At 70.3% G+C, this 26209-nt stretch carries 25 protein-coding genes; 24 read left to right on the forward strand and 1 reads right to left on the reverse strand.

Features of this window, described 5'->3' with window-relative positions:
* Positions 1 to 4: 4 nt before the first annotated feature.
* The 13 genes from ACIBLA_RS12545 to nusB all read left to right on the forward strand — a co-directional run bounded on the left by ACIBLA_RS12545 (position 5) and on the right by nusB (position 13310).
* Positions 5 to 367, forward strand: coding sequence for a DUF6167 family protein (locus ACIBLA_RS12545; RefSeq protein ID WP_363245259.1), 363 nt, complete (start codon positions 5 to 7; stop codon positions 365 to 367).
* Positions 367 to 3036, forward strand: coding sequence for an alanine--tRNA ligase (gene alaS / locus ACIBLA_RS12550; RefSeq protein WP_363245258.1), 2670 nt, complete (start codon positions 367 to 369; stop codon positions 3034 to 3036). Before ACIBLA_RS12545 ends, alaS begins: the two co-directional genes overlap by 1 nt.
* A 33-nt stretch (positions 3037 to 3069) precedes the next feature.
* Positions 3070 to 3546, forward strand: a complete 477-nt coding sequence (ruvX, locus tag ACIBLA_RS12555) for a Holliday junction resolvase RuvX (protein WP_363245257.1) — start codon at positions 3070 to 3072, stop codon at positions 3544 to 3546.
* A gap of 190 nt (positions 3547 to 3736) precedes the next feature.
* The gene (mltG, locus tag ACIBLA_RS12560; RefSeq protein WP_399198520.1) at positions 3737 to 5578 is read left to right on the forward strand and encodes an endolytic transglycosylase MltG; all 1842 of its coding nucleotides are present in this window, start codon (positions 3737 to 3739) and stop codon (positions 5576 to 5578) included.
* A complete protein-coding gene (locus tag ACIBLA_RS12565; protein WP_399198521.1) occupies positions 5565 to 6410 on the forward strand; it encodes a shikimate dehydrogenase in 846 nt (281 codons plus the stop codon). Before mltG ends, ACIBLA_RS12565 begins: the two co-directional genes overlap by 14 nt.
* Positions 6411 to 6544: 134 nt before the next feature.
* The gene (gene aroC, locus ACIBLA_RS12570; RefSeq protein ID WP_399198522.1) at positions 6545 to 7729 is read left to right on the forward strand and encodes a chorismate synthase; all 1185 of its coding nucleotides are present in this window, start codon (positions 6545 to 6547) and stop codon (positions 7727 to 7729) included.
* Positions 7726 to 8292 carry a shikimate kinase gene (locus ACIBLA_RS12575; RefSeq protein WP_363245252.1) on the forward strand — a complete coding sequence of 189 codons (567 nt, stop codon included), beginning with the start codon at positions 7726 to 7728 and terminating at the stop codon, positions 8290 to 8292. Before aroC ends, ACIBLA_RS12575 begins: the two co-directional genes overlap by 4 nt.
* Positions 8289 to 9392, forward strand: coding sequence for a 3-dehydroquinate synthase (gene aroB / locus ACIBLA_RS12580; RefSeq protein ID WP_363245251.1), 1104 nt, complete (start codon positions 8289 to 8291; stop codon positions 9390 to 9392). The genes ACIBLA_RS12575 and aroB overlap by 4 nt, the downstream gene beginning before the upstream one ends.
* Positions 9389 to 9829 (forward strand): type II 3-dehydroquinate dehydratase, encoded by a 441-nt coding sequence (aroQ, locus tag ACIBLA_RS12585; protein WP_363245250.1) that lies wholly within the window; start codon positions 9389 to 9391, stop codon positions 9827 to 9829. Before aroB ends, aroQ begins: the two co-directional genes overlap by 4 nt.
* Before the next feature lie 144 nt (positions 9830 to 9973).
* Complete coding sequence (locus ACIBLA_RS12590) at positions 9974 to 11005, forward strand: AAA family ATPase (RefSeq protein ID WP_363245249.1); 1032 nt, start codon at positions 9974 to 9976, stop codon at positions 11003 to 11005.
* Between the two features lie 107 nt (positions 11006 to 11112).
* Positions 11113 to 12225: an aminopeptidase P family protein gene (locus tag ACIBLA_RS12595; protein ID WP_399198523.1), complete on the forward strand. Its 1113-nt coding sequence runs from the start codon at positions 11113 to 11115 to the stop codon at positions 12223 to 12225.
* 84 nt (positions 12226 to 12309) lie between these two features.
* On the forward strand, positions 12310 to 12876 hold the full coding sequence (gene efp / locus ACIBLA_RS12600) for an elongation factor P (RefSeq protein ID WP_363245247.1): 567 nt from the start codon (positions 12310 to 12312) through the stop codon (positions 12874 to 12876).
* 2 nt (positions 12877 to 12878) lie between these two features.
* Entirely contained in the window at positions 12879 to 13310 is a 432-nt protein-coding gene (gene nusB, locus ACIBLA_RS12605) for a transcription antitermination factor NusB (protein ID WP_363245246.1), read from the forward strand.
* A 482-nt stretch (positions 13311 to 13792) separates the two neighbouring features.
* Here nusB and bldD read toward each other — a convergent pair whose 3' ends face one another.
* Complete coding sequence (gene bldD, locus ACIBLA_RS12610; RefSeq protein WP_329828429.1) at positions 13793 to 14293, reverse strand: transcriptional regulator BldD; 501 nt, start codon at positions 14291 to 14293, stop codon at positions 13793 to 13795.
* A 215-nt stretch (positions 14294 to 14508) separates the two neighbouring features.
* On the opposite strand from bldD, the gene pyrR reads away from it, so the two are divergent.
* The 11 genes from pyrR to rpoZ all read left to right on the forward strand — a co-directional run bounded on the left by pyrR (position 14509) and on the right by rpoZ (position 26125).
* On the forward strand, positions 14509 to 15084 hold the full coding sequence (pyrR, locus tag ACIBLA_RS12615) for a bifunctional pyr operon transcriptional regulator/uracil phosphoribosyltransferase PyrR (RefSeq protein WP_363245244.1): 576 nt from the start codon (positions 14509 to 14511) through the stop codon (positions 15082 to 15084).
* Positions 15085 to 15213: 129 nt separating this feature from the next.
* The gene (locus tag ACIBLA_RS12620; RefSeq protein WP_363245242.1) at positions 15214 to 16236 is read left to right on the forward strand and encodes an aspartate carbamoyltransferase catalytic subunit; all 1023 of its coding nucleotides are present in this window, start codon (positions 15214 to 15216) and stop codon (positions 16234 to 16236) included.
* 2 nt (positions 16237 to 16238) lie between these two features.
* A complete protein-coding gene (locus ACIBLA_RS12625; protein WP_363245241.1) occupies positions 16239 to 17525 on the forward strand; it encodes a dihydroorotase in 1287 nt (428 codons plus the stop codon).
* Positions 17522 to 18160, forward strand: a complete 639-nt coding sequence (locus ACIBLA_RS12630; RefSeq protein ID WP_363245240.1) for a hypothetical protein — start codon at positions 17522 to 17524, stop codon at positions 18158 to 18160. The genes ACIBLA_RS12625 and ACIBLA_RS12630 overlap by 4 nt, the downstream gene beginning before the upstream one ends.
* A complete protein-coding gene (carA, locus tag ACIBLA_RS12635) occupies positions 18157 to 19308 on the forward strand; it encodes a glutamine-hydrolyzing carbamoyl-phosphate synthase small subunit (RefSeq protein ID WP_363245239.1) in 1152 nt (383 codons plus the stop codon). Before ACIBLA_RS12630 ends, carA begins: the two co-directional genes overlap by 4 nt.
* Positions 19301 to 22621 carry a carbamoyl-phosphate synthase large subunit gene (gene carB / locus ACIBLA_RS12640; RefSeq protein WP_363245238.1) on the forward strand — a complete coding sequence of 1107 codons (3321 nt, stop codon included), beginning with the start codon at positions 19301 to 19303 and terminating at the stop codon, positions 22619 to 22621. The genes carA and carB overlap by 8 nt, the downstream gene beginning before the upstream one ends.
* Before the next feature lie 15 nt (positions 22622 to 22636).
* Positions 22637 to 23746, forward strand: a complete 1110-nt coding sequence (locus ACIBLA_RS12645; protein ID WP_399198525.1) for a quinone-dependent dihydroorotate dehydrogenase — start codon at positions 22637 to 22639, stop codon at positions 23744 to 23746.
* Positions 23743 to 24621: an orotidine-5'-phosphate decarboxylase gene (pyrF, locus tag ACIBLA_RS12650; protein WP_363245236.1), complete on the forward strand. Its 879-nt coding sequence runs from the start codon at positions 23743 to 23745 to the stop codon at positions 24619 to 24621. The genes ACIBLA_RS12645 and pyrF overlap by 4 nt, the downstream gene beginning before the upstream one ends.
* 224 nt (positions 24622 to 24845) lie before the next feature.
* A complete protein-coding gene (locus ACIBLA_RS12655; protein WP_016638838.1) occupies positions 24846 to 25169 on the forward strand; it encodes an integration host factor in 324 nt (107 codons plus the stop codon).
* 38 nt (positions 25170 to 25207) lie between these two features.
* A complete protein-coding gene (gene gmk / locus ACIBLA_RS12660) occupies positions 25208 to 25771 on the forward strand; it encodes a guanylate kinase (RefSeq protein ID WP_363245235.1) in 564 nt (187 codons plus the stop codon).
* A gap of 81 nt (positions 25772 to 25852) precedes the next feature.
* Complete coding sequence (rpoZ, locus tag ACIBLA_RS12665; protein ID WP_023542989.1) at positions 25853 to 26125, forward strand: DNA-directed RNA polymerase subunit omega; 273 nt, start codon at positions 25853 to 25855, stop codon at positions 26123 to 26125.
* The last annotated feature ends 84 nt before the right edge of the window (positions 26126 to 26209 follow it).

Consider the following 26209-nt stretch of genomic DNA (forward strand, 5'->3'; position numbering starts at 1 on the left):
AGCGATGTTCCGCCGTACGTTCTGGTTCTCCGCGGGCGCGGCGGCCGGTGTGTGGGCCACCACCAAGGTCCACGCCAAGCTCCGCCAGCTGACGCCCGAGAGTCTCGCCGCACAGGCGGCCAACAAGGCGGTCGACGCCGGGCACCGGCTCAAGGACTTCGCACTCGACGTCCGGGCGGGCATGGCCCAGCGCGAGTCCGAACTGGGCGAGGTGCTGGGGCTCGACGCACCCGCCGACCCCGAACTCCCCGCCGGGCGCCGCCTCGCCGTCGAGAGCCGTGTCCAAAGCCCGTACGACAAGTACGTCCACGACCACAGCGACCGCGTCAACTCGCGCACACCGCACAACCGGAATGAGGACCACTGATGGAGTCGGCCGAAATCCGCCGCCGCTGGCTGCGCTTCTTCGAGGAGCGCGGGCACACCGTCGTCCCTTCGGCGTCGCTCATCGCGGACGACCCGACTCTGCTGCTGGTCCCCGCGGGCATGGTGCCCTTCAAGCCGTACTTCCTCGGGGAGGCCAAGCCGCCCGCCCCGCGCCTGACCAGCGTCCAGAAGTGCGTCCGTACGCCGGACATCGAAGAGGTCGGCAAGACCACCCGGCACGGCACGTTCTTCCAGATGTGCGGCAACTTCTCCTTCGGTGACTACTTCAAGGAAGGCGTCATCCCGCTCGCCTGGGAGCTGCTGACCACCTCGGTGGCCGACGGCGGCTACGGCCTGGACCCCGAGAAGCTGTGGGTCACGGTCTATCTGGACGACGACGAGGCCGCCGACATCTGGACCGACAAGGTGGGCTTCCCCGCCGAGCGGATCCAGCGGCTCGGTATGAAGGAGAACTACTGGTCCATGGGCGTGCCCGGCCCCTGCGGACCCTGCTCGGAGATCTTCTACGACCGCGGCCCCGAGTTCGGCGAGGCGGGCGGCCCCGCCGTCAACGACGAGCGCTACGTGGAGATCTGGAACCTGGTCTTCATGCAGTACGAGCGCGGCGAGGGAGAGGGCAAGGAGAACTTCGAGATCCTGGGCGACCTCCCCTCCAAGAACATCGACACCGGTCTCGGCCTCGAACGTCTCGCCATGGTCCTCCAGGACGTGCACAACATGTTCGAGATCGACACGTCGATGGCCGTCATCGACAAGGCCACCGAACTGACCGGTGTCCGCTACGGGGCCGACCCCGCCTCCGACGTCTCGCTGCGCATCGTCACCGACCACATGCGCACCTCCGTGATGCTCATCGGCGACGGCGTCACCCCCGGCAACGAGGGCCGCGGCTACGTGCTGCGCCGTATCCTGCGCCGCGCCGTACGCAACATGCGGCTCCTCGGTGCCACCGGACCGGTCGTCGCCGGCCTGCTCGACGTGGTCATCAGGTCCATGGGCGAGCAGTACCCCGAGCTGATCACCGACCGCAAGCGCATCGAGACCGTCGCCCTCGCCGAGGAAGCCGCCTTCCTCAAGGCCATCAAGGGCGGCACCAACATCCTCGACACCGCCGTCACCGAGACCAAGGCCGCCGGTGGCTCGGTCCTGGCCGGCGACAAGGCGTTCCTGCTCCATGACACCTGGGGCTTCCCGATCGACCTCACCCTCGAAATGGCCGCGGAACAGGGCCTGTCCGTGGACGAGGACGGCTTCCGCCGGCTCATGAAGGAGCAGCGGGACCGGGCCAAGGCCGACGCCAAGGCCAAGAAGACCGGCCACGCCGACCTCTCCGCCTACCGCGAGGTCGCCGACACCTCCGGCAGCACGGAATTCACCGGCTACGGAAGCACCGAGGGCGAGTCCCGGATCGTCGGACTGCTCGTCGACGGTGTGCCGTCGCCCGCCGCCACCGAGGGCGACGAGGTCGAGGTCGTACTCGACCGCACCCCGTTCTACGCCGAGGGCGGCGGCCAACTCGCCGACCAGGGCCGGATCAAGCTCGACACCGGCGCCGTCATCCAGGTGCGCGACGTCCAGCAGCCGGTCCCCGGTGTCTCCGTGCACAAGGGATCCGTGCAGGTCGGTGAAGTCACGGTCGGCTCCGCCGCGTTCGCCGCCATCGACACCCGGCGCCGCCGCGCCATCGCCCGCGCCCACAGCGCCACCCACCTGACGCACCAGGCGCTGCGCGACGCGCTGGGCCCGACGGCCGCCCAGGCCGGCTCCGAGAACTCGCCGGGACGCTTCCGCTTCGACTTCGGCTCGCCCGCCGCCGTACCCGGCACGGTGCTCACCGACGTCGAGCAGAAGATCAACGAAGTCCTCGCCCGTGAACTCGACGTCCAGGCCGAGGTCATGTCCATCGACGAGGCCAAGAAGCAGGGCGCCATCGCCGAGTTCGGCGAGAAGTACGGTGAGCGGGTCCGGGTCGTCACCATCGGCGACTTCTCCAAAGAGCTGTGCGGCGGTACGCACGTGCTCAACACCGCCCAGCTGGGTCTGGTGAAGCTGCTCGGCGAGTCCTCGATCGGCTCCGGCGTGCGCCGTATCGAGGCTCTGGTGGGCGTGGACGCCTACAACTTCCTCGCCAGGGAGCACACCGTCGTCGCCCAGCTCCAGGAGCTGGTCAAGGGCCGCTCCGAGGAACTGCCGGAGAAGATCGCCGGCATGCTCGCCAAACTGAAGGACGCCGAGAAGGAGATCGAGAAGTTCCGCGCGGAGAAGGTGCTCGCCGCCGCCGCGGGGCTGGTCGAGGGTGCCAAGGACGTACGGGGCACGGCCCTGGTCACCGGTCAGGTGCCGGACGGCACGTCCGCCGACGACCTGCGCAGGCTGGTGCTCGACGTACGCGGCCGGATCACCTCCGGACGTCCGGCCGTCGTCGCGCTGTTCACGACGGTGGGCGGGCGTCCGCTGACGGTCATCGCGACCAACGAGGCGGCCCGTGAGCGCGGGCTCAAGGCCGGCGAGCTGGTCCGCGCCGCCGCCAAGACCCTCGGTGGCGGAGGCGGCGGCAAGCCGGACGTCGCCCAGGGCGGCGGTCAGAACCCGGAGGCCATCGGCGACGCCGCCGCCGCCGTCGAGCGCCTTGTGGCCGAGACGGCCTGAGGAGCCTGAGGACATGGCGAAGGGCGTGGCCGCATGACGGCGCTCGCGCGCCGGGGCCGCAGGCTGGCCATCGACGTCGGGGACGCCCGGATCGGGGTCGCTTCGTGCGACCCCGACGGGGTCCTCGCCACACCGGTGGAGACCGTGCCGGGACGTGATGTCCCGGCGGCCCATCGGCGGCTCGCGCAGCTGGTGGAGGAGTACGAGCCGATCGAGGTCGTGGTCGGGCTGCCGCGTTCGCTCAGCGGGGGCGAGGGCCCGGCGGCGGTCAAGGTGCGGGCGTTCGCGGAGGAAGTGGCCCGCCGTATCGCCCCGGTCCCCGTACGGCTCGTGGATGAGAGAATGACCACGGTGACCGCCGGCCAGGGACTGCGTGCCTCAGGTGTGAAGTCCAAGAAGGGCAGGTCCGTCATCGATCAGGCGGCGGCCGTCATCATTCTGCAGAACGCGCTGGAGTCCGAGAGGGCCACGGGCGCACCGCCCGGTGAGGGCGTGGACGTTCAGACCTGAGACGCCCGATCAGGCGAAAGTGGAACATTCTTACGGTTATCTGCCTGCGCGGATGAAGGTCGCCTGGTCGCGATACGGTAACGTTCCGCGCGATGCGGCGAGATTCGAACAACTACCGCACAGAGAGAGGCGTCACGGACACCGGGCCATCCGCGCCCGGCCCCTGTCGTCTCGCGGCTCTAGGGGATCGATGACTGACTATGGCCGGGGCAGAGGCTCCGAACCGTGGCACCCCGAGGATCCCCTGTACGGGGACCAGGGGTGGGGAGCGCAGCAGGCCGCCGACGGCGGGGCTCCTTACAACGCCCAGGCTCAGCAGCCCCATCGGCAGCAGCAGTACGACCCGCAGTACGGCGGTGGTGGCTGGGACACGAGTCAGCAGCAGTACGCGCAGCAGCCTCAGCACCCGCAGCATGCTCAGCAGCAGTACGACCCGCAGTACGGGGGTGCCGGCTGGGACACGGGTCAGCAGCAGTACACCCAGCAGCCGCAGCATCCTCAGCAGCACCCCCAACACCCGCAGCAGCAGTACAGCGAGCCGCAGTACGGCAATCAGCAGCAGTACGCCGGCCAACAGCCCAACAACCCCCAGCACGGCGGTGGTTGGGACACCGGCCAGCAGGCGGCCATGCCGTACGGCGAGAACCCCGGCGACCCCTACGCGGGCCAGCAGGCGTATCCGCCCCCCCGCCCCCAGGTCCGCCGTCAACAGGAGCCCCCGCCTCCGCCCCAGCCCGACAACGACTGGGACGGGCCGCAGCCCGAGGAGACGCACCCGTTCTTCACCGGCGACGACCGCGGCGACGACCGCGACCGCGGTGGCGACCGGGGCCATGACCGAGGCCGTGACCGGGACGACGACCCCGAATACGACGACGAGTACGACGAGGACGGCGGCCGGCGCGGCGGAGGCGGCGGACGTGACCGCCGCGGCGGCAAGCCGAAGAAGAAGCGCCGTGGCGGCGGCGCCTGCCTCGTGGCCTCCCTGGTCCTCGTCGCCGGCGCGGCCGGCGGCGGTTACTACGCGTACCAGTTCTGGCAGGAACGCTTCGGTCCGCCCGCCGACTTCACCGGTTCCGGTACCGGCACCGCGCAGGTCGAGATCCCGAAGAACGCCGGGCTCGCCGAAATGGGCAACATTCTCAAGAAGGCCGGTGTGGTCAAGAGCGCCCAGGCGTTCATCGACGCGGCCGGTGAGCACCCCAAGGGCAACGCCATTCAGCCCGGTCTCTACCCGATGAAGAAGGAAATGTCGGCGAAGGCCGCGGTCGAGTTGATGACCAACCCGGCCAACCTGAATTCGCTGACCATCGCGGAGGGCAGGCGTGCCGTTCAGGTCTACGAACTCATCGACACGAAGCTCCAACTCGATCCCGGTACCACGGCCGATGTCGCCAAGGCGGAGGCCGATAAACTCGGCCTGCCCGACTGGGCCGACGACGACAAGAACATAAAGGATCCGCTCGAAGGATTCCTCTATCCCGCGCGTTACGACATCGGTGAGAAGACCAAGCCGGAGGACGTCCTCAAGCAGATGGTCGCGCGCTCCAACCAGGAGTACGAGAAGTACGACCTGGAAGCAACGGCCGACAAGTTCGGTCTCGACTCGCCGCTCGACGTCGTCACCGTCGCCAGCCTGGTGCAGGCCGAAGGCATCACGCACGACGACTTCAAGAAGATGGCATCCGTCGTCTTCAACCGGCTCAAGCCGACGAACACCGCCACCAATCAGAAGCTCGAATTCGACTCGGCGTTCAACTACTTGAAGAACGAGAGCGAGATCGACATCTCCACGGCGGAGATCAGGTCCAACCCCGACCCGTACAACACCTACTTCCACAAGGGTCTTCCGCCGGGGCCGATCGGAAATCCGGGCGCAGACGCGCTGAACGCCACGAAGGCGCCGGACCCGGGCGCCTGGATGTTCTTCATCTCCATCGACGGCAAGACCACCGAATTCACCAAGACCCTGGCCGAGCACGAGAAGCTGGTCGCGGAATTCAACGAGCGACGGAAGAATGCGAACGACTAGTACCACCGAGCGCAGGGCGGCCGTCCTCGGTTCACCCATCGCGCACTCGCTCTCCCCGGTGCTCCACCGGGCGGCGTACGCGGAACTGGGCCTCACCCACTGGTCGTACGGCCGCTTCGACGTCGCCGAGGCGGGACTCCCCGCGTTTCTGACCGGCCTCGGCCCCTCCTGGGCCGGGCTCTCGCTGACCATGCCGCTCAAGCGGGCCGTCATCCCGCTGCTCGACATGGTCAGCGGGACGGCGGCGTCGGTGGAGGCCGTCAACACCGTCGTCATCGACGGCGACGGCCGGCGCACAGGTGACAACACCGATATCCCCGGCATGCTCGCCGCCCTGCGCGAGCGGGGCGTCGGCACGGTGGAGTCGGCGGCCGTCCTCGGCGCCGGAGCGACCGCGTCGTCCGCGCTCGCCGCGCTCTCCCGTATCTGTACGGGGCCCGTCACCGCGTATGTACGGAGTCAGGCCCGCGCCACCGAGATGCGCGGCTGGGGCGAACGGCTCGGCGTCGACGTCCGTACCGCCGACTGGTCACGGGCGGCCGACGCCCTCGGCGCGCCGCTGGTGATCGCGACGACCCCCGCCGGCGCCACCGACGAACTGGCCCGCCGCGTCCCCGTCGGCCCCGGCACGCTTTTCGACGTTCTGTACGACCCCTGGCCCACCGCTCTCGCCGACGCCTGGTCAGCCCGTGGCGGCCCCGTGGTCGGCGGTCTCGACCTCCTCGTGCACCAGGCCGTCCTCCAGGTCGAGTTGATGACCGGCCGCGTGCCCGCCCCGCTCGCCGTGATGCGCGCGGCGGGCGAGCGGGCGCTCGGGGCCCACCCCGTCTGACGGCCTCCGCCGGACGCGTATCCGCAGGCTGGACGGATTCACGGGACGGAGGGCCGGACATGGCAGGATCGGGACCCGAGGATGCGTACCGCAGTCGTACCGTCGAAGTAGCCGAGAATTACCGAGGAGCACCGTTGAGCAGGTTGCGCTGGCTGACAGCGGGGGAGTCGCACGGACCCGCACTCGTCGCGACGCTGGAGGGCCTTCCCGCGGGTGTGCCGATCACCACGGAGATCGTGGGTGATCACCTCGCCAGGCGGCGCCTCGGCTACGGACGCGGCGCGCGCATGAAGTTCGAGCGCGACGAGGTCACCTTCCTCGGCGGCGTACGGCACGGCCTGACCATGGGATCGCCGGTCGCGATCATGGTCGGCAACACCGAGTGGCCCAAGTGGGAGCAGGTCATGTCGGCCGATCCGGTCGACCCGGAGGTGCTGGCCGGTCTCGCCCGGAACGAGCCCCTGACCCGCCCGCGCCCCGGCCACGCCGATCTCGCGGGCATGCAGAAGTACGGCGTCTCCGAGGCCCGGCCGATCCTGGAGCGCGCGAGCGCCCGCGAGACGGCGGCCAGGGTCGCGCTCGGCGCGGTCGCCCGCTCGTATCTGAAGGAGACGGCCGGGATCGAGATCGTGTCCCATGTCGTCGAACTCGCCGCGGCCAAAGCCCCGTACGGCGTGTACCCGACCCCCGGCGACGTCGAGCGGCTCGACGCCGACCCCGTGCGCTGTCTGGACCCCGAGGCGAGCGAGGCGATGGTCGCCGAGATCGACCAGGCCCACAAGGACGGTGACACCCTCGGCGGTGTGGTCGAGGTGCTGGCGTACGGCGTGCCCGTCGGCCTCGGCAGCCACGTCCACTGGGACCGCAGGCTCGACGCCCGCCTCGCCGCCGCCCTCATGGGCATCCAGGCCATCAAGGGAGTCGAGGTCGGCGACGGCTTCGGCCTCGCCCGTGTGCCCGGCTCCCGGGCGCACGACGAGATCATGATCACCGACGAGGGCATCAGGCGCGCCTCGGGCCGCTCCGGCGGCACCGAGGGAGGGCTGACGACGGGCGAACTGCTGCGCGTACGGGCCGCGATGAAGCCCATCGCGACCGTGCCCCGCGCACTCGCCACCGTCGACGTCGCCACCGGCGAGGCGGCCAAGGCGCACCACCAGCGCTCCGACGTCTGCGCGGTGCCCGCGGCGGGCATCGTCGCCGAGGCGATGGTCGCGCTGACCCTCGCGGACGCCGTGGCCGAGAAGTTCGGCGGCGACAGCGTCCCGGAGACCCGGCGCAACGTCGAGTCGTACCTTGAGAACCTGGTGATCCGATGAGTGGCCCGCAGATCGTTCTGGTCGGCCCCATGGGGGTCGGCAAGACCACCGTCGGCGCGCTGCTCGCCGAACGCCTCGACACGGCCTACCGGGACACCGACGCCGACATCGTCGCCGCCGAGGGCCGGGAGATCTCGGACATCTTCTTCGACGAGGGCGAGCAGCACTTCCGGGACCTGGAGCGGGCCGCCGTACGGACCGCGCTCGCCGAACACTCCGGCGTCCTCGCGCTCGGCGGGGGAGCGGTCCTCGACAAGGACACCCGCGGACTGCTCGAAGGGCTGCCCGTCGTCTATCTCTCGATGGAGGCGAACGAGGCGGTCCGGCGCACCGGACTGGGCCTGGCCCGCCCGCTGCTCGCCATCAATCCCCGCCAGCAGTGGAAGCTGCTGATGGAGGAGCGCCGCTCCCTCTACACGGAGGTCGCGCGCGCGGTCGTGCCGACCGACGAGCGAGCGCCCGACGAGGTCGCCGAAGCCGTCATCGAGGCTCTGGACCTGGGCGCCGCGGCCATTCCCGACGCCGATCCGTCAGCCACCCCCGGCAAGGAGAACCACGCATGACGACGGACGAGGACCAGCCGGTCACCCGTATCCAGGTCGGCGGCACCGCGGGCCACGACCCGTACGAGGTCCTGGTCGGCCGGCGGCTGCTGGGCGAGCTGCCCGCGCTCATCGGCACCCGGGCCCGGCGCGTCGCCGTGCTGCACCCGGAAGCGCTCGCCGAGACCGGCGAGACGCTGCGCCAGGACCTGGCGGACCAGGGGTACGAGGCGGTCGCCATCCAGCTGCCGAACGCCGAGGAGGCGAAGACCGTCGAGGTCGCCGCCTACTGCTGGAAGGCGCTCGGCCAGACCGGCTTCACCCGCAGCGATGTCATCGTCGGCGTCGGTGGCGGCGCCACCACCGACATCGCGGGCTTCGTCGCCGCGAGCTGGCTGCGCGGCGTGCGGTGGATCGCCGTACCGACGACCGTCCTCGGCATGGTCGACGCGGCAATCGGCGGCAAGACCGGCATCAACACCGCCGAGGGCAAGAACCTCGTGGGCGCGTTCCATCCGCCCGCCGGGGTCCTCTGCGACCTCGCGGCGCTGGACTCGCTGCCCGTGCACGACTACGTGAGCGGCATGGCCGAGATCATCAAGGCGGGATTCATCGCCGATCCGGCCATTCTCGATCTGGTCGAGGCCGACCCCGAAGGCGCCCGCACACCCGCCGGACCGCACACCGCCGAGCTGATCGAGCGCTCGATCCGGGTCAAGGCCGAGGTCGTGTCCAACGACCTCAAGGAGTCAGGCGTACGCGAGATCCTCAACTACGGCCACACGCTCGCCCACGCCATCGAGAAGAACGAACGCTACAAATGGCGGCACGGCGCGGCCGTCTCCATCGGCATGGTCTTCGCCGCCGAACTGGGCCGCCTCGCGGGCCGCCTCGACGACGCCACCGCCGAACGGCACAGCGCCGTCCTGAAGTCCGTCGGACTGCCGCTGACCTACCGCGGCGACCAGTGGCCCAAGCTGCTGGAAACCATGAAGCTCGACAAGAAGTCCCGCGGTGACCTGCTGCGTTTCATCGTCCTGGACGGTCTGGCCAAGCCGACCGTGCTGGAGGGACCGGACCCGGCGGTACTGCTCGCCGCGTACGGGGAGGTGTCCGAATGACCCGTCGGGTGCTGGTGCTCAACGGTCCCAATCTGGGCCGCCTCGGTTCCCGCGAACCGGACGTCTACGGCTCCGTCTCCTACGCCGGTCTTGTGGAGACCTGCCAGTCGACGGGCAAGGAGCTGGGTCTGGCCGTCGACGTACGCGAGACGAACGACGAGGGCGAGATGATCCGCTGGCTGCACGAGGCGGCCGACGGATCGATCCCCGTCGTCATCAACCCCGGGGCCTTCACCCACTATTCGTACGGAATGCGCGACGCCGCGGCGCAGCGCACCGCGCCGCTGATCGAGGTGCACATCTCGAACCCGTACACACGCGAGGAATTCCGCCACACGTCGGTCGTCTCGGGTGTCGCCAGTGGCACGATCGCGGGGTTCGGCATCGGCTCGTACCGACTGGCGCTGCGCGCCATCGCCGAGGAACTGGACGGCTGAGGGGCGAGCCCGAACGGGCGGCCGGGCACTCGGGGAGGGCTTCCGGCGTTCTTACGGAAGCGACGGGGAACGGTACCGTTCGGGGGCAAGTCGGCCGGGTGGCCGAGCGGTCAGCGTCAGACGTACGAGACGGAGTGGCACCGGATGCAGCACGCAGTGGGGGCTCCGCTGCCGCCTCCCCATGGTTCGGCGCACGGAGCGGGCGGACAGGGCGCGGGCGCGTGGGCGCACGGCTCCCCGCCCCACGGTCCGCCACCGCACGGCACACCTCGCTCCGGCCCCCCGGCGGGCCCTCCCGCGCCCCACGGGCAACCACCCGTACCGGGCGCGGCGCCGTACGGCGCCCAGCCCGCTCCGGGCGGGCCTCCGGGCCCCCCGCCGCACGGCGCACCGCACCCGCAGCCCCACGGGGGACCGCCCCAGCACGGCGCGCCGCGCGCCCCGCAGGGGCCGCCGCCGTCCGGCCGGTCCACCGGCCCCCAGCGGATCCCGCAGGTGCCCGTACCCCCTCAGGGCCCACCGGCGTCACCGTCGCCGGACTCGACCGGGCACATCCAACTGCCGCCGGGCGGACCGGTTCCGCTCCCCGTGCCGCATCTCGCCGACAGCGGTACGGGCGCCGCCACGCTGGCCGTCCTGCTGATCGGCCCGGCCGGCGCGGGCAAGACGACCGTCGCCAGGCACTGGGCGGCCCGCCGACAGGTCCCCACCGCCCACATCAGCCTCGACGACGTCCGCGAGTGGGTCTGCTCCGGCTTCGCCGACCCGCAGTCGGGGTGGAACGAGCACTCCGAGGCCCAGTACCGCCTCGCCCGCCGCACCTGCGGCTTCGCCGCCCGTAACTTCCTCGCCAACGGGATCTCCTGCATCCTCGACGACGCGGTCTTCCCCGACCGCCCCGTCGTCGGGCTCGGCGGCTGGAAGCGTCATGTCGGCCCCGGCCTGCTGCCCGTGGTGCTGCTGCCCGGCCTGGAGATCGTCCTGGAGCGGAACGCGGAGCGCAGCGGCAACCGCAGACTCTCGGACGAGGAAGTGGCGGGCATCCACGGCCGGATGGCCGGCTGGTACGGATCTGGACTGCCGATCATCGACAACTCGAAGTACGACGTGGAGACGACGGCGCGGGTCCTGGACGACGTACTCGCCCGCTCGATCGCGAGCCCACCGGCCTGGTAGCCCCGATGCCGGTTCGCCAACGTCACCTCTTGGCGTCGCTTGGCGCCCGCCCGCTCGGTCGGACGCGTCGGCGCGCCGAGGCGGGCCGACGCTCATAGGCTCGATACATGTCAGAGGTGTATGCGGTCCGTCGCGGGCGGCTGCGCGACCGGTGCTCCGCGGTCGGCAGCGATGCCGCCCTGGTGTCACTCCCCGCGAACGTCCGCTATCTCGCGGGCGGCGCGCCTCCCGGTGCCGTCCTGCTGGTCGGCGTCGCCGACCAGCGCGACGTACTGCTCTGCCCCCGCACCTCCACCGGCGACCCCGCCGACGGCCGCCCCGACGAGCGGCTGCGGCTGAGCGTGCTCCCGACCACGACGGGCGATCCGGCCGTCGCCGCCGCGGACCTGGTCGACCCGTCCGCCGCACGGACCCTCGCCGTCGAGGAGCACCATCTGACCGTCGCCCGCCACCGCGCCATCCGCTCCGTGGCGCCCCGGCTGCTCCTCGCCGACCTCGGCCGCACCGTGGAACAGCAGCGGACGGTCAAGGACGAGGAGGAGATCTCCCACCTCCGTATCGCCGCCGAGATCTCCGACCAGGCACTCGGCGAACTACTCGAATCGATCCTCGTCGGGCGGACCGAACGGCATCTCGCCCTGGAGCTGGAGCGGCGCCTGGTCGACCACGGCGCCGACGGACCGGCCTTCCGCACCTCGGTCGCCACCGGGCCGAACGCCGGCCGCCCCGGTCACCGGCCGACGGACCGCAGGGTCGAGGAGGGGGATTTCCTCTCCGTTCGCCTGGGTGCCAAATACCACGGATACCGTTGCGAGATCGGCCGTACCTTCGTCATCGGCTCGTCGCCCGCCGACTGGCAGATCGAGCTGTACGACCTGGTGTTCGCCGCACAACGGGCAGGTCGGGAGGCTCTGACGCCCGGTACCGCCTACCGGGACGTGGACCGCGCGGCACGTCAGCCGCTGGAGTCGGCGGGGTACGGCGACGGGCTCGCGGTCCGTACCGGACACGGTGTCGGGCTCGAAATCGACGAGGACCCGCAGTTGGCACCCGCTGCCATGGGTAAACTGGACGCTTGTGTGCCGGTCACCGTCGAACCGGGGGTCCACCTTCCGGGCCGGGGCGGTGTCCGGATCGATGACACGCTCGTCGTCCGCCCCGAGGCGGACGGCGGACCCGAGCTACTCACCATTACGACCAAGGAACTGCTCGCGCTCTAGTGCTCCGGCAAGCTTTTTCGCCGGTCGCACCGGTGGCGCGCACCCGTGGTCCCACCCAGCTTCAGTCCAGGAGATTCCGCAACCGTGGCTTCCACGAACGACCTCAAGAACGGCATGGTGCTCAAGCTCGACTCTGGCCAGCTCTGGTCCGTCGTCGAGTTCCAGCACGTCAAGCCCGGCAAGGGCCCGGCCTTTGTGCGCACCAAGCTGAAGAACGTGCTCTCCGGCAAGGTCGTCGACAAGACCTTCAACGCCGGCGTGAAGGTCGAGACGGCCAGCGTCGACCGCCGCGACATGCAGTTCTCATACATGGACGGCGAGTACTTCGTCTTCATGGACATGGGCACCTACGACCAGATCCACATCAGCCGGGAGATCGTCGGCGACGCCGCGAACTTCCTCCTGGAGGGCTTCGAGGCCACGGTGGCGATGTACGAGGGCAACGCGCTCTACGTCGAGCTGCCCGCCGCCGTCGAGCTGGTCATCGAGCACACCGACCCCGGCGTGCAGGGCGACCGCTCCACCGGCGGCTCCAAGCCCGCCAAGCTGGAGACCGGTTACGAGATCGGTGTCCCGCTCTTCATCACGACCGGCGAGAAGATCAAGGTCGACACCCGCTCCGGCGAGTACCTCGGCCGGGTGAACAGCTAACCGTGGCCGCCCGCAACAAGGCCCGTAAGCGCGCCTTCCAGATCCTTTTCGAGGCCGACCAGCGCGGGGCGCCCGTGCGGACGGTCCTCGCGGACTGGCTCCGGCACGCCCGGACCGACGACCGCCAGCCGCCGGTCAGCGAATACACGATGGAGCTGGTCGAGGGGTACGCGGAATACGCCGAGCGGATCGACGAACTCATCTCCACCTACGCGGTGGGCTGGACGCTCGACCGGATGCCGGTCGTCGACCGGAACATCGTGCGGCTCGCCACGTACGAGCTGGTGTGGGTGGACGGGACGCCCGACGCCGTGGTGATCGACGAGGCGGTGCAGCTCGCCAAGGAGTTCTCCACCGACGACTCACCGTCGTTCGTGAACGGCCTCCTCGGCCGCTTCAAGGACCTCAAGCCGAGCCTGCTCCGCGCCGACTAGGCCTGTCGTTCGGACACCCCGGCAAGATCCGAACGACAGACCCTAGCGGCGTCGACAGTGTTCTCCAGCGCCGGACGGGCCGCACACGCGGCCCGTCCGGCGTTTTGAGCGCGGCCGGGGGCCGCCGAAGCCGGGCCCGGCGCCCCTCCTGAACGCCGGCCCGGACCCGGTCGTCCATGACTGGGCCATCCGGGTGACGTACTTCCCGGCGTGCCCCGGCCACCCGGTCGCGGGCACGCTCCCTCCGGCGCCGCCAGGCCGGCGGGGCCGCTGACCGCCGCCTGGGCGTCCCCGGAGCGGATCGGCGCCGACGGGGCCACGCGGCGCCCGCCCGCGCGTGCACCGGGCGACCAGGGCCCCTGCCGGGGGCGTCGACCGCGTCGCCGGCGTACGGCCCCTGGCCACACACGCCGCAGGGGCGGACCGCCGCCGCGGTCCGCCCCTACGGGATGTGACGTTTCTGCTGGTCTGTGCCGCGCCGCTCAGCTCTCGTCGTGGGCCACGGCGCGCCGCGCGTCCGCGTCCAGCACTCCCCAGCTGATCAGCTGCTCGGTGAGGACCGACGGCGACTGGTCGTAGATCACCGCGAGGGTGCGCAGGTCGTCCTGGCGGATCGACAGCACCTTGCCGTTGTAGTCGCCGCGCTGGCTCTGGATCGTCGCCGCGTACCGCTGAAGCGGGCCGGCCTTCTCCTGCGGGACATGGGCGAGACGCTCCAGATCCAGCACGAGCTTCGGCGGCGGCTCGGCGGCCCCGCCCGGCGTCGTGCCCGGCAGGAGCTCCTGCACCGGCACACCGTAGAAATCGGCCAGCTCGGCGAGGCGCTGCACGGTCACCGCGCGGTCCCCGCGCTCGTACGACCCCACCACAACGGCCTTCCAACGGCCCTGGGACTTCTCCTCCACGCCATGGAGGGAGAGGCCCTGCTGGGTGCGGATGGCGCGGAGCTTGGCCCCGAGCTGCTTTGCGTATTCGCTGGACATAAGGCTCCCCGGACGCTGGGAAATCTGCGGCTCCGCCGCGTGGCTGGTAACTCACTGTGAGGTTACGCAGCGTGACTTGGATGCGTCAAGCCGAATGGTCCGGACCCGCCCCGCCACAAGTCCGGAAAAGGCCGCCGGACCTGGTAATGTCGACGGCGCAAATCCGACGTCCTTTAACGTCCGTCCTGTGAGGCGGAGAAGGAGGTCCGTTTCTTATGGACACGCACAGCTCTGATGTCGCCCGCCCCGTGCTGGAGGCACCCGACATCGCACGGGCACTGACCCGTATCGCCCACGAGATCGTCGAACGCGCCAAGGGCGCCGACGACGTGGTTCTGCTCGGCATCCCCACCCGAGGCGTCTACCTGGCCCGGCGGCTGGCCGACAAGCTCGAAGAGATCACCGGCGGCAAGATCCCGTTCGGATCCCTCGACATCACGATGTACCGCGACGACCTGCGCATGCGGCCCGCCCGCGCGCTGGCCCGCACCGACATCCCGGCCGACGGCGTGGACGGACGGCTCGTCGTCCTCGTGGACGACGTGCTCTTCTCCGGCCGCACCATCCGTGCCGCGCTCGACGCGCTGGGCGACATCGGCCGGCCGCGCGCGGTCCAGCTCGCCGTCCTCGTCGACCGCGGCCACCGCGAACTGCCCATCCGCGCCGACTACGTGGGCAAGAACCTCCCCACCTCGCTGCGCGAGACGGTCAAGGTCCTGCTCGCCGAGGAGGACGGCCGCGACACCGTGCTGCTCGGCCTGCGCAGGCCCGATCCGGCCGCCGACCAGTAGCGCGGGTCCCTCCGTACGCCGCGGGCCCGCACAGGGCCGCCCGCACGCCGGCGCGCCCCCACGCCGCTGTGCCCGCCCGGTGGGACACCCCGGAACCCAGAGCCACCTCCACACAACGGAGCACACCCGATGCTGCGCCTCACAGGGGCAAGCCCCCGTACCCCCGGCCATCTCATCTCCGCCGCCGACCTCACCCGCGACGACGCCGTGCTGATCCTCGACACCGCCGAGGAGATGGCCCGTGTCGCCGACCGGCCCATCAAGAAGCTGCCGACGCTGCGCGGCCGGACCGTCGTCAACCTCTTCTTCGAGGACTCGACCCGCACCCGGATCTCCTTCGAGGCCGCCGCCAAGCGCCTGTCCGCCGATGTCATCAACTTCTCGGCCAAGGGCTCGTCGGTCTCCAAAGGAGAGTCGCTCAAGGACACCGCGCTGACGCTGGAGGCGATGGGCGCGGACGCCGTCGTCATCCGGCACGGCTCCTCGGGCGCCCCGTACCGCCTCGCCAACTCCGGCTGGATCGACGGCGCCGTCATCAACGCGGGTGACGGCACGCACGAACACCCCACCCAGGCGATCCTCGACGCCTTCACGATGCGCCGCAGGCTCGTCGGCGCCGACGCGGGCATCGGCCGGGACCTCGAAGGCCGCCGCATCACGATCGTCGGCGACATCCTGCACAGCCGCGTCGCCCGCTCCAACGTCCTGTTGCTGCACACACTCGGCGCGGAGGTCACCCTCGTCGCCCCGCCGACCCTGGTGCCGATCGGCGTCGAGACGTGGCCGTGCGACGTGTCGTACGACCTCGACCGGGTGCTGCCCAAGTCCGACGCCGTGATGATGCTGAGGGTCCAGCGCGAGCGGATGAACGCCGCCTTCTTCCCCACCGAGCGCGAGTACTCACGGCGCTACGGGCTCGACGGCGAGCGGATGGCCCGGATGCCCGCGAACTCGATCGTCATGCATCCGGGCCCGATGAACCGCGGCATGGAGATCACCGCCGAGGTCGCCGACTCCGACCGCTGCACGGCCGTCGAGCAGGTCGCCAACGGCGTCTCGACCCGCATGGCCGTCCTGTATCTGCTACTTGGCGGCAACGAGCCCGCCGTCACCCATTCCCGCGCGTCGTCCGCCACCGAGGAGAGCAAGTAACCATGAGCAAGACCCTGATCCGTGGCGCCAAGGTGCTCGGCGGCGAAGTGCGCGACGTACTCATCGACGGCACGGTCATCGAGCGCGTGGACACCTCCATCGACGCGCCCGGCGCCACCGTCGTGGAGGCCGGGGGGCAGATCCTGCTGCCCGGCCTGGTCGACCTGCACACGCATCTGCGCGAGCCCGGCCGCGAGGACTCCGAGACCGTCCTCACCGGCACCAGGGCGGCGGCGGTCGGCGGCTTCACCGCCGTGCACGCCATGGCCAACACCTTCCCCGTCGCCGACACCGCCGGTGTGGTCGAGCAGGTCTGGCGGCTCGGCCGCGAGTCCGGCTACTGCGACGTGCAGCCCGTCGGCGCCGTCACCGTCGGCCTGGAGGGCAAGCAGCTCGCCGAACTCGGCGCCATGCACGACTCGGCCGCCGGGGTGCGGGTCTTCTCCGACGACGGCAAGTGCGTGGACGACGCGGTGATCATGCGCCGGGCCCTGGAGTACGTGAAGGCCTTCGACGGCGTCATCGCCCAGCACGCCCAGGAGCCCCGGCTCACCGAGGGCGCCCAGATGAACGAGGGCGTCGTCTCGGCGGAACTCGGACTCGGCGGCTGGCCCGCCGTCGCCGAGGAGTCGATCATCGCCCGTGACGTCCTGCTGGCCGCCCACGTCGGCTCCCGCGTCCACATCTGCCATCTCTCCACGGCAGGTTCGGTCGAGATCGTCCGCTGGGCCAAGTCCAAGGGCTGGGACGTCACCGCCGAGGTCACCCCGCACCACCTGCTGCTGACGGACGAGCTCGTACGGTCCTACGACCCCGTCTACAAGGTGAACCCGCCACTGCGCACCGAGGCCGATGTCCTCGCGCTGCGCGAGGCCCTGGCGGACGGCACGATCGACTGCGTCGCCACCGACCACGCCCCGCACCCGCACGAGGACAAGGACTGCGAGTGGGCGGCGGCGGCCATGGGCATGGTCGGTCTGGAGACCGCGCTCTCCGTCGTCCAGCAGACGATGGTCGACACCGGACTCATCGACTGGGCGGGCGTCGCCGACCGGATGTCGGTGCGGCCCGCGCAGATCGGCCGGCTCGCCGGTCACGGGCGTCCCGTCTCGGCAGGTGAGCCCGCCAACCTCACGCTCGTCGATCCCGCTTACCGTGGAGTGGTGGACCCCGCGGGCTTCGCCTCCCGCAGCCGTAACACCCCCTACCAGGGCCGTGAGCTGCCGGGACGCGTCACCCACACCTTCCTGCGGGGCCGTGCCACGGTCGTCGACGGGAATCTGGCGTGAGCGCTGCACTGATCAATCTGGCCGCCGAGCAGAAGTCGGCGGAGGTGACCGACTGGGCCGCCCGTATCGGCTGGGCGGTGGGTCTGCTCCTGTTCATCGCCTTCGTGTACTGGCTGATGCGCCAGGGCTGGAAGTGGCGCGGAAGCCTCCAGTCCGATCTGCCGGAGCTGCCGCGGGTGCCCGAGAGCGATGCCGCCGGTGACGTGCGGCTGCGGCTCAGCGGCCGGTACCACGGCTCCACGACCGCCGGTCAGTGGCTGGACCGGATCGTCGCCCACGGCCTCGGTGTCCGCAGCCGGGTGGAGCTGACGCTCACCGACGCGGGCGTGAGCGTCGTACGGCCCGGCGCCACCGACTTCTTCGTCCCGGCGGGCCGACTGCGCGCCGCCCGGCTCGACAAGGGCATCGCAGGAAAGGTCCTCGCCGAGGGCGGGCTGCTGATCCTCACCTGGCAGCACGGCGAGCGGCTGCTCGACTCCGGCTTCCGCTCCGACCGCGCGGCGGAGCACACGGCCTGGGTCGAGGCGATCAACCTGATGAACCAGTCGATCACGACGAATCAGACACCAACCAAGGCCGCGTCGACCACGCCGACCAACGACGCACCCTTCACGACGGAAGGCACCGCACGATGACCCTCTCCACCCGGGGAGCCGCCGGCGCTCCCGCCGTACTCGTCCTGGAGGACGGCCGGAGCTTCCGCGGCCGTGCCTACGGGGCCGTGGGGGAGACCTTCGGCGAGGCGGTGTTCTCGACCGGCATGACCGGCTACCAGGAAACCCTCACCGACCCCTCGTACCACCGCCAGGTCGTCGTCATGACCGCCCCGCACATCGGCAACACCGGCGTCAACGACGAGGACGACGAGTCCGGCCGGATCTGGGTCGCCGGCTATGTCGTACGCGACCCCGCCCGCGTCCCGTCCAACTGGCGCTCCAAGCGCACCCTGGACGAGGAGCTGGTCCGCCAGGGCATCGTCGGCATCAGCGGCGTCGACACCCGCGCGCTCACCCGCCATCTGCGTGAGCGCGGCGCGATGCGCGTCGGCATCTTCTCCGGCGACGCGCTCCCCGGCGGCCTCCTCGACGACGACGCGGCGCTGACCGCCCGCGTGAAGGAGGCGCCCCAGATGAAGGGCGCCAACCTCTCCGCCGAGGTCGCGACCACCGAGACGTACGTCGTCCCGGCAGTCGGCACCAAGCGGTTCACCGTCGCCGCCGTCGACCTCGGCATCAAGGGCATGACCCCGCAGCGGATGGCCGAGCGCGGCATAGAGGTGCATGTGCTGCCCGCCACCGCCACCGTGGACGACGTGTACGCGGTCGCGCCCGACGGCGTGTTCCTCTCCAACGGGCCCGGCGACCCCGCCACCGCCGACCTCACGGTGGTCAAGGGCGTGCTGGAGCGCGGCACCCCGCTGTTCGGCATCTGCTTCGGCAACCAACTCCTGGGCCGCGCACTGGGGTTCGGGACGTACAAGCTCAAGTACGGACACCGCGGCATCAACCAGCCGGTGCAGGATCGTTCCACCGGCAAGGTCGAAGTCACCGCGCACAACCACGGGTTCGCCGTCGACGCCCCGCTCGACCAGATCTCCGACACCCCCTACGGCCGCGCCGAGGTCTCCCACGTCTGTCTCAACGACAACGTCGTCGAAGGACTCAGGCTCCTCGACCGGCCGGTCTTCAGCGTCCAGTACCACCCCGAAGCGGCTGCCGGCCCGCACGACGCCGCGTACCTCTTCGACCGCTTCGTCTCCCTGATGGAGGGCCAGCGTGCCTAAGCGCTCCGATATCCGGTCCGTCCTGGTCATCGGCTCGGGTCCGATCGTCATCGGCCAGGCGGCCGAGTTCGACTACTCGGGTACCCAGGCCTGCCGCGTCCTCAAGGCCGAAGGCCTGCGCGTCATCCTCGTCAACTCCAACCCGGCCACGATCATGACCGACCCGGAGATCGCCGACGCCACGTACGTCGAGCCGATCACCCCCGAGTTCGTCGAGAAGATCATCGCCAAGGAGCGCCCCGACGCGCTCCTGCCCACCCTCGGCGGCCAGACCGCGCTCAACACCGCGATCTCCATGCACGACAACGGCGTCCTGGACAAGTACGGCGTCGAGCTGATCGGCGCCAACGTCGAAGCCATCAACAAGGGCGAGGACCGCGACCTCTTCAAGGGCGTCGTGGAGGCCGTCAACGCCAAGATCGGGCACGGCGAGTCCGCCCGCTCCGTCATCTGCCACTCGATGGACGACATCCTGGCCGGCGTCGAGGAGTTGGGCGGCTACCCCGTCGTCGTACGCCCCTCCTTCACCATGGGCGGCGCCGGCTCCGGCTTCGCCCACGACGAGGACGAGCTGCGCCGGATCGCCGGACAGGGCCTGATGCTCTCGCCGACCACCGAGGTGCTTCTGGAGGAGTCCATCCTCGGCTGGAAGGAGTACGAACTGGAGCTGATGCGCGACAAGCACGACAACGTCGTGGTCGTCTGCTCCATCGAGAACTTCGACCCGATGGGCGTCCACACCGGCGACTCCATCACCGTCGCGCCCGCGATGACCCTCACCGACCGCGAGTACCAGAGGCTGCGCGACATCGGTATCGCGATCATCCGCGAGGTCGGCGTCGACACCGGCGGCTGCAACATCCAGTTCGCCGTCGACCCGGTCGACGGGCGGATCATCGTCATCGAGATGAACCCGCGCGTCTCGCGCTCCTCCGCGCTCGCCTCCAAGGCCACCGGCTTCCCGATCGCCAAGATCGCCGCGCGCCTCGCCGTCGGCTACACGCTGGACGAGATCCCCAACGACATCACCGAGAAGACCCCGGCGTCCTTCGAACCGACCCTCGACTACGTCGTGGTGAAGGTCCCGCGCTTCGCCTTCGAGAAGTTCCCCGCCGCCGACGCCACCCTCACCACCACCATGAAGTCGGTCGGCGAGGCAATGGCCATCGGCCGTAACTTCACCGAGGCACTGCAGAAGGCGCTGCGCTCGCTGGAGAGGAAGGGCAGCCAGTTCTCCTTCACCGGCGACCCGGCCTCCCTCGGTACCAAGGCCGAACTGCTGGAGCTGGCGAAGGTTCCCACCGACGGCCGGATCAACACCGTCATGCAGGCCATCCGTGCCGGAGCGAGCCAGCAGGAGGTTTTCGACGCGACGAAGATCGACCCGTGGTTCGTCGACCAGCTGTTCCTGATCAAGGAGTACGCGGACGAGCTGGCCGCCGCGGAGAAGCTCGACCCCGAGCTGCTCAGCGAGTCCAAGCGGCACGGCTTCTCCGACGCCCAGATCGCCGAGATCCGGGGGCTGCGCGAGGACGTCGTACGCGAGGTCCGGCACGCGCTGGGCGTGCGCCCCGTCTACAAGACGGTCGACACCTGCGCCGCCGAATTCGCCGCGAAGACCCCGTACTTCTACTCCTCCTACGACGAGGAGAGCGAGGTCGCGCCGCGCGAGAAGCCAGCCGTGATCATCCTCGGCTCCGGCCCCAACCGCATCGGTCAGGGCATCGAGTTCGACTACTCCTGCGTGCACGCCTCGTTCGCACTGACCGCGGCCGGGTACGAGACCGTGATGGTCAACTGCAACCCGGAGACCGTCTCCACCGACTACGACACCTCCGACCGGCTCTACTTCGAGCCGCTCACCCTGGAGGACGTCCTGGAGATCGTCCACGCGGAGACACTGGCCGGGCCCGTCGCGGGCGTCATCGTCCAGCTCGGCGGCCAGACACCGCTCGGTCTCGCCCAGGCACTCAAGGACAACGGCGTCCCCGTCGTCGGCACGCCCCCGGAGGCCATCCACGCCGCCGAGGACCGGGGCGCCTTCGGCCGCGTCCTCGCCGAGGCCGGTCTGCCCGCGCCCAAGCACGGCACGGCCACCACCTTCGACGAGGCCAAGGCCATCGCGGACGAGATCGGCTACCCGGTGCTGGTCCGCCCCTCGTACGTGCTCGGCGGGCGCGGCATGGAGATCGTCTACGACGAGACGCGCCTCTCCTCGTACATCGCCGAGTCCACCGAGATCAGCCCCACCCGGCCCGTCCTCGTGGACCGCTTCCTCGACGACGCCATCGAGATCGACGTCGACGCGCTCTACGACGGCACGGAGCTGTACCTCGGCGGTGTCATGGAGCACATCGAGGAGGCCGGCATCCACTCGGGCGACTCCGCGTGCGCCCTGCCCCCGATCACCCTCGGCGGCTTCGACATCAAGCGGCTGCGCGCCTCCACCGAGGCCATCGCGCGCGGCGTCGGTGTACGCGGCCTGATCAACATCCAGTTCGCGCTGGCCGGGGACATCCTCTACGTCCTGGAGGCCAATCCGCGCGCCTCGCGCACCGTGCCCTTCACCTCCAAGGCCACCGCCGTGCCCTTGGCCAAGGCCGCCGCACGGATCTCCCTCGGCGCCATGATCGCCGACCTCCGTACGGAAGGCATGCTGCCCGCGGGCGGCGACGGCGGCACCCTGCCCATGGACGCGCCGATCTCCGTCAAGGAGGCCGTCATGCCGTGGTCGCGCTTCCGCGACATCCACGGACGCGGCGTCGACACCGTCCTCGGCCCGGAGATGCGCTCGACCGGCGAGGTCATGGGCATCGACTCCGTCTTCGGCACGGCGTACGCCAAGTCCCAGGCAGGGGCGTACGGTCCGCTTCCTACGAAGGGCCGCGCCTTCATCTCCGTCGCCAACCGCGACAAGCGCTCGATGATCTTCCCCGCGCGTGAACTGGTCGCGCACGGCTTCGAACTGCTCGCCACCTCCGGCACCGCCGAGGTCCTGCGGCGCAACGGCATCAACGCCACGCTCGTACGCAAGCAGTTCGAGGGCACCGGGCCGAACGGCGAGAGGACCATCGTCCAGCTCATCCACGACGGCGAGGTCGACCTCATCGTCAACACCCCCTACGGCACCGGCGGCCGGCTGGACGGCTACGAGATCCGTACGGCCGCCGTGGCACGCGGCGTCCCCTGCCTGACGACGGTGCAGGCGCTCGCGGCAGCGGTCCAGGGCATCGACGCCCTCAACCACGGCGACGTCGGCGTCCGTTCGCTCCAGGAACACGCCCAGCACCTCATCGCCGCCCGCGAGGACTAGGAGGAGCCTGCTCTCATGTACCGACTCTTCTTTCGTCTCTTCTTCCGGCGGATGGACCCGGAGCAGGCCCACCAGCTGGCCTTCCGCTGGATCCGGTTCGTCGTCCGCGTCCCGGTGCTGCGCACCTTCGTCGCCGCGGCGCTCGCGCCTCGTTACGAGGAGCTGCGCACCGAGGCCTTCGGGCTGCGGATGCACGGCCCCTTCGGCCTCGCCGCCGGCTTCGACAAGAACGCCGTAGCCGTCGACGCCATGGCCATGCTCGGCTTCGACCACGTCGAGATCGGCACCGTCACCGGGCAGCCGCAGCCGGGCAACCCCCGGCAGCGGCTGTTCCGGCTGCCCGCCGACCGGGCGCTGATCAACCGCATGGGGTTCAACAACGACGGATCGGCCACCGTCGCCCTGCGTCTCGCCGCCCGCCGGGCCGTCTTCCGTACGACGGTCGGCGTCAACATCGGCAAGACCAAGGCCGTGGCGGACGACGGGGCGATCGGCGACTACGTGACGTCGACCGAGCGCCTGGCCGCCCACGCCGACTACCTCGTCGTGAACGTCTCGTCCCCGAACACCCCCGGCCTGCGCGACCTCCAGGCCGTCGACCAGCTGCGCCCGCTGCTGACGGCCGTACGCGAGGCCGCCGACCGGGTCGTCACGCGACGGCGGGTCCCGCTGCTGGTCAAGATCGCACCGGACCTCGCCGACGAGGACATCGACGCCGTCGCCGACCTGGCCGTCGAGCTGGGCCTGGACGGCATCATCGCGACCAACACCACCGTCGCGCGGCACGGCCTCGGCCTGAAGACGGCCCCCTCCCTGCTCGCCGAGACCGGTGGACTGTCCGGAGCGCCCCTCAAGGCGCGCTCACTGGAGGTCCTGAGGCGTCTGTACGGCCGTGTGGGCGACCGGATCACCCTGGTGGGCGTCGGAGGTATCGAGAACGCCGAGGACGCCTGGCAGCGGATCCTGGCGGGCGCGACGCTCGTCCAGGGCTACAGCGCCTTCATCTACCAGGGCCCGTTCTTCAGCCGCGGCATCCACAAGGGGCTCGCCGCCCGGCTGGCGACCAGCGAGTACGCCACCCTCGCCGAAGCCGTCGGCGCCGACACCCGGAAGGTGCACGCATGAACGCCGCCGAGAGCGAGGTCGAGCCCTTCGGGGCCCGGCTGCGCCGCGCCATGGACACCCGCGGTCCGCTCTGCGTGGGCATCGACCCGCACAGCTCGCTCCTGCACGCCTGGGGCCTGAGCGACGACGTCGCGGGCCTGACGGCCTTCACACGGACGGTCGTCGAGGCACTGGCCGACCGGGTCGCCGTACTGAAACCGCAGTCGGCGTTCTTCGAGCGGTTCGGCTCGCGAGGTGTCGCCGTCCTGGAGAAGGCGGTCGCCGAGGCGCGGGCCGCCGGCGCGCTTGTCCTGATGGACGCCAAGCGCGGCGACATCGGCTCCACCATGGCCGCGTACGCAGCGACGTATCTCGACAAGGACAGCCCGCTCTTCTCGGACGCCGTGACGGTCTCGCCGTACCTCGGCTTCGGCTCGCTGCGGCCGGCCCTGGACGCGGCACGCGTCAGCGGCTCCGGTCTCTTCGTGCTCGCGCTCACCTCCAACGCGGAGGGTGCAGAGGTCCAGCGGGCCACCGCCGAGGGCGGTTCCTCGGTCGCGCAGGTGATGCTCGACCACGCGGCCGTGGAGAACTCCGGGGCGACGCCGCTCGGTTCGGTCGGCGCGGTCGTCGGCGCGACCCTCGGCGAGGCCGGCGTGGATCTCGCCATCAACGGTCCGCTCCTCGCGCCCGGCATCGGGGCGCAGGGCGCGACCGCCGCCGATCTTCCGGGGGTGTTCGGCGCGGCCGTCGGAAACGTGGTGCCGAGCGTCAGCCGCGGCGTACTCCGTCACGGTCCGGATGTTTACGCCCTGCGTGCGGCGGCGGAGCGGTTCAGCGACGAGGTCCGGACGGCGGTTGAGGGCGCGGGCGAGAGCACGGACGGAGCGCGCTGACGCGGATTGAAGCAGAAAAGCGGGTTGTTTTGCCTGGAATGTCCTGGTCGAGCGATGCTGACCAGGACTTTTCGGCTGTTCTCGCTGACGAGAGCGGTCTTCACCGCTAGTCTCCGTCGAGAGCCAACGAGCGGAAGCCTCGCTCGTTGACTCGCCCTGGTGTGGAGCGAACCTGTTCCTCACCGGTCCGTATCCGACAGTTCGACATCCGAGGTGACGTAGGCGTGGCTCTTCCGCCCCTTACCCCTGAACAGCGCGCAGCCGCGCTCGAAAAGGCCGCCGCGGCTCGCCGGGAGCGGGCCGAGGTCAAGAATCGACTCAAGCACTCCGGCGCCTCCCTCCACGAGGTCATCAAGCAGGGTCAGGAGAACGACGTCATCGGCAAGATGAAGGTCTCCGCCCTCCTCGAATCGCTGCCCGGCGTGGGCAAGGTGCGCGCCAAGCAGATCATGGAGCGACTCGGCATCTCCGAGAGCCGCCGTGTGCGGGGTCTCGGCTCCAACCAGATCGCGTCGCTTGAACGCGAGTTCGGTGGCAGCGGCGCCTGACGTTCTCGGGCACCCCCGGGAACCTGGATAATCGCCGCATGGCACCAGAGGTACGTCCGCGACTGACCGTGCTCTCCGGCCCCTCGGGGGTCGGCAAGAGCACGGTCGTCGCCCATATGCGCAAGGTCCACCCCGAGGTATGGCTCTCGGTGTCGGCCACCACCAGAAAACCGCGTCCCGGCGAACGCCACGGCGTCCAGTACTTCTTCGTCACCGACGAGGAGTTCGACAAGCTGGTCGCCAACGGCGAGCTGCTGGAATGGGCGGAGTTCGCGGGCAACCGCTACGGCACGCCGCGTCGTGCGGTGCTCGAACGCCTGGAGGCGGGCGAGCCCGTACTCCTGGAGATCGACCTCCAGGGCGCGCGGCAGGTCAAGGACTCGATGCCGGACTCGCAACTGGTCTTCCTGGCGCCACCGAGCTGGGACGAGCTGGTCCGCCGGCTGACCGGCCGGGGCACCGAGTCGCCCGAGGTGATCGAGCGCCGGCTGGTGGCCGCGAGGGTGGAGCTGGCCGCCGAGTCGGAGTTCGACACCAGCCTGGTGAACACCTCCGTCGAGGACGTGGCGCGCGAGCTGCTAGCCTTGATGGCGGTTACCTGATCTCTGTCTGCTTTCGCGCAGCCGTCGGTAGCACCCGGTATTTCCTGTATTTCCCTGATTTATCTTTCGGAAGGCAAGAGAGTGTCCTCTTCCATTTCCACGCCCGAGGGCATCATCAACCCGCCGATCGACGAGCTGCTTGAGGCCACGGACTCGAAGTACAGCCTCGTGATCTACGCGGCCAAGCGCGCGCGTCAGATCAACGCGTACTACTCGCAGCTCGGCGAGGGCCTGCTTGAGTACGTCGGTCCGCTGGTGGACACACACGTCCACGAGAAGCCGCTCTCGATCGCCCTGCGTGAGATCAACGCGGGTCTGCTGACGTCCGAGGCCATCGACGGCCCGGCGCAGTAACGGCGACAGTTCCTTATCCCACGGGCCCGGCAGCGCGACTGCCGGGCCCGTGGTGTGTCATGGGGGAGACGCATCCATCCGAAC

Origin of the sequence: Streptomyces sp. NPDC050433, from assembly GCF_044458565.1 — a bacterium.
In the GTDB taxonomy this organism is placed as follows: domain Bacteria; phylum Actinomycetota; class Actinomycetes; order Streptomycetales; family Streptomycetaceae; genus Streptomyces.